We start from the raw sequence: 1,447 nt of genomic DNA, 5'->3' as shown, positions 1-1,447 counted from the left end.
CGATGCGTTTGGTGGTGTTGATCGTTCATTCACAAAGCTTCATGAAGAGATTACGCAAAACACGACTGAGGTTTCTGAAAATATTAAGCAGAATGCGTTGTTATGGAGTGATAAAGATCATGCATTTGTTGCGACACATGGCACTGAAGATGATAAGAAAAACAGCAAGATCACATCTCTTGCGAATGGTCTTGTCGCTGAAGGTTCAACAGATGCGATCAATGGCTCTCAGCTTTATTCGATGAACACTACACTGGCGAGCTATTTTGGTGGGGGAGCTAAGTACGAGAATGGTCAGTGGACAGTTCCAACTTTCAAAGTTTTACAATTTTCTGGTGATGGTAAGTCTTCTGAGGAAACTTATAACAATGTTGCCGATGCATTTGGTGGTGTGAATAGTTCTTTCAAGGGCATTCATAATGAAATGACGAATGCTGTCACGAATATTAACAATCAGATTGACCAAGTTGTGAGTGATAGTCTTGTCAAGAAAGATGCTACAACGAATCTTATCACCATTGGTAAAGAAGTTGCTGGCACCGAAGTCAATATTGCCAACAAGGATCAAGAAGCTCGTACACTTTCAGGTGTTAAGGCGGCAGTAAATGATAATGAAGCGGTTAACAAAGGCCAGCTTGATAAAAGTTTGGAAGCACTTTCTAACAGTCTTCAGTCGGATGATTCAGCCGTTGTTCTTTACGATAAGAAGGACAATGGTGAGACTGACTATGCAAGTGTGACTTTTGGCAAAGGTCAAAATGCAGCTCCTGTTGCTTTGCATAATGTTGCTGATGGTCAGATTGCGGATAAGTCACATGATGCAGTTACGGGTGGTCAGATAAATAGCATCTCTCAAGATGTTGCTAAATTCTTAGGTGGAGAAACATCCTTTAAAGATGGTTCCTTTACAGGCCCCAGCTATAAATTATCTCAGGTTGATGAAAAAGGTGTAGCTAAAGAGGCAGAGTTTAAAGATGTTGGTTCGGCCTTTGCAGGTATTGATAAGAATATCAATAATGTGAACAATCATCTTACGAATGTTGTTCAAGACTTTACGCAACAAATCACAGATATTACTGAGGAAGTTAAGGGTGATGCATTGTTATGGAGTGATGAAGATCATGCATTTGTTGCGACGCATGGCACTGATGATGAGAAGAAAAACAGTAAGATCACATCTCTTGCGAATGGTAGTGTCACTGAAGGTTCAACGGATGCGGTGAATGGCTCCCAGCTATTTGAGACCAATCAACGTGTAAACACTGTATCTAAGACACTTGACACAGCAGCTACGGGTATAGCTAAATCCTTTGGCGGTGGCGCTAAGTACGAGAATGGTCAATGGATTGCTCCAAACTTTAAGGTTCACACTGTCAGTGAGGATGGTAGTAAGGTTGAAGAGCAGAGCTATGATGATGTAGCGAAAGCCTTTGCAAGTGTTGGTAGC

1 pseudogene is annotated in these 1,447 nt (G+C 41.4%); it reads left to right on the top strand.

What is annotated here, in order from left to right:
- Positions 1-1,447 (top strand): annotated as a pseudogene (locus BN338_RS08670) (Vomp family autotransporter); the annotation flags it as partial.

This window comes from Bartonella queenslandensis AUST/NH15, from assembly GCF_000312585.1.
GTDB lineage: Bacteria > Pseudomonadota > Alphaproteobacteria > Rhizobiales > Rhizobiaceae > Bartonella > Bartonella queenslandensis_A.
This window is presented reverse-complemented; position numbering and strand designations above follow the sequence as displayed.